Genomic DNA, 2,708 nt, shown 5'->3' on the forward strand with positions numbered 1-2,708 from the left:
ATTTTGCTCGATTTGTTCCAGATAAATTTTGGCTTCTGCGTTTTTGCCTTGCCGTTTTAAGAAACCGAAAATTAGGCGACTACCTGGGATTAAAAGTTCGGGGTCTTGTGCGATCGCAATTTCCATATGACGGATACCGACAGGATCTTTCTCTTCTATTAATATCTGTCCTAACTCGAAATTAGCGATCGAATGCTGGGGTTGTTGGGTGAGAACTTCTCGGTAGAGGGGTATAGCAGCTGCGTTTCCTTTAAATTCAGCAGTTAGTTGAGCGCGTTTCCTTTTTTGTTCGATAGTTAGGGATTGATTTTGAGCCAAATTTTCTAAATTTTGTAGATTTTGCGATCGCAGTTGCGCCTTTTCGTGTAGCTGTTTCCAAATTGGCGATATTTCATTTTGCCATTCCCTATCTAAGCGAGCGATATAATTTGGCAACGCTTCTCTCAGGAAATCTTCGGCGGCAGTTTTCTCCACAGATGCTGGTAAAGGTAACTGATATCCTTTGGGAAGATAACCAAATGCAGAAAGGCGATCGAACAAACAAGGATGGGTATCTTCGTTGTTGGTTTTTTGCGCTAGGGCGAGATCTAACCAAACAGCTGCATCTTCTGAAGATACATCATTTCGTAACTGCTGCACTAAGTTGGTAATCGTGGTGTCGGGAGGTGTCGAGAGATCGATCGCTTGTTTGAAAATATTTTGCCAAAAATACTTTCTCAAGTAATCGTCTTTTATGTCAAGATTAATTAGTGCTTGGGCAGCGTTATGGGTTCCAGCCAGTTCTGCGGCACAGCGATCGGCTTCGTATTCATGAGCGCGTGCCAAGACAAACGAATAAGCGCGGAAAAAAGGCGCATACCATTTAAAAAAACCACCAAATAATATAGATCCGCCTTGCCCATTTGCCTGCAATCCTTCTCCGAATTGATACCAAATATTGCGAAGTCGATATATCCAACCGGCAAAACGACTGTGATTGCCAGATAAATGTCCCAATTCGTGGGCAACAACGGCGCGAAACTCTGCTGGGGAAAGGGACTGCATTAATGGAAGTCCCAAAAACAAATAATTGCGATACCAACCGAAAAAGCCGAAACGGGGTACTTGCAGAACACCCGCGTTGAGTTGGTTATCCAAAATGATATGGTGAAATTGGGGAGCCTGTAGCGCGGTTGTCAGTTCGTCGATGACGGCAAATAGTTGGGGCAGTTCGCTGCGGGCGATTTCCACGCCTTTGGGTTTGGGGAAACTCAAGCTGAGCGATCGCGCCATCCCAACTGCGATTACAATACTGAACACCAGCGTTTTTGTCGCGATCCAAAATATCCCGCACAGCAATACAAAGACAAAGAAAATGTAGCCGTACCCAAGTGCAGCCAACAAACCGACCCGAAACTTGTAGTTAGTCGGGTTTTGACGAGCGTATTTCTGCAAACTTTGGATGAGGGCGTCGAATTGTTCTTCTGTCATTTAACTAAATGCCTACGATAGCTGATGATTAGCCAAGAAATTTGCTATCCATACTCATGTCTGTCTTAACGTAATGGCAAACGCTCAAACCAATATAATTGTAGGAACGCAACAAAAATTAAAATTGCTGTTCTATGGCAAGAATTGAAACCAGAACCGAACCGATGGTACTCAACATGGGGCCTCACCATCCCTCCATGCACGGAGTACTGCGGTTAATTGTCACCCTAGACGGTGAAGATGTGATAGATTGCGAGCCAGTCATTGGCTACCTGCATCGCGGCATGGAAAAAATTGCCGAGAACCGCACCAATGTCATGTACGTTCCCTACGTGAGTCGGTGGGACTACGCAGCAGGGATGTTCAACGAAGCTGTCACCGTCAACGCACCGGAAAAGTTAGCCGATATCCCAGTTCCCAAACGCGCTAGCTATATCCGCGTCATTATGCTGGAACTGAATCGGATTGCCAATCACTTGCTGTGGCTTGGCCCATTTTTGGCTGACGTTGGCGCTCAAACTCCGTTTTTCTACATCTTCCGGGAACGGGAAATGATTTACGACCTGTGGGAAGCTGCTACAGGTTATCGCTTGGTGAACAATAACTACTTCCGCATCGGCGGAGTCGCCGCAGATTTGCCCTACGGTTGGGTTGACAAGTGCGAAGACTTCTGCGATTATATGGTGCCCAAAGTTGACGAGTACGAACGCTTGATCACGGATAATCCGATTTTCCGGCGGCGGACGGAGGGTATCGGCACGATTAGTCGCGAAGAAGCGATTAACTGGGCGCTTTCTGGCCCAATGCTACGCGCTTCTGGGGTGAAGTGGGATTTGCGGAAAGTTGACCACTACGAGTGCTACGACGATTTCGACTGGGAAGTGCAGTGGGAAACTGCCGGTGATTGTTTCGCCCGTTATTTGGTGCGGATTCGCGAAATGCGCGAGTCGGTGAAGATTATTCGCCAAGCGATTAAGGGATTGCCTGGTGGGCCATACGAGAATTTGGAAGCCAAGCGGTTGGCAGAAGGGCCAAAATCTGAGTGGGGCGGTTTTGATTACCAGTACATCGCTAAGAAGATTGCCCCTACTTTCAAGATTCCCAAGGGCGAAATTTACGCTCGTGTGGAAAGCGGTAAAGGCGAGTTGGGAATTTATTTGATTGGCGATGATAATGTGTTCCCTTGGCGTTGGAAAATTCGTCCGGCGGATTTCAACAATCTGCAAGTTTTTCCGCAC

At 46.9% G+C, this 2,708-nt stretch carries 2 protein-coding genes; one reads left to right on the forward strand and one right to left on the reverse strand.

The window, feature by feature from the left end; genetic code table 11:
* A partial coding sequence (locus H6S82_RS27725) for a M48 family metallopeptidase (protein ID WP_191057066.1) occupies positions 1-1,470 on the reverse strand: 1,470 nt, incomplete at its 3' end.
* Between the two features lie 134 nt (positions 1,471-1,604).
* On the opposite strand from H6S82_RS27725, the gene H6S82_RS27730 reads away from it, so the two are divergent.
* Positions 1,605-2,708 (forward strand): NAD(P)H-quinone oxidoreductase subunit H (locus H6S82_RS27730; RefSeq protein WP_191057067.1); only part of this gene is annotated, 1,104 nt, incomplete at its 3' end.

The sequence above is a fragment of the Planktothrix sp. FACHB-1355 genome (genome assembly GCF_014748295.1).
Lineage (GTDB): Bacteria > Cyanobacteriota > Cyanobacteriia > Cyanobacteriales > Aerosakkonemataceae > Aerosakkonema > Aerosakkonema funiforme_A.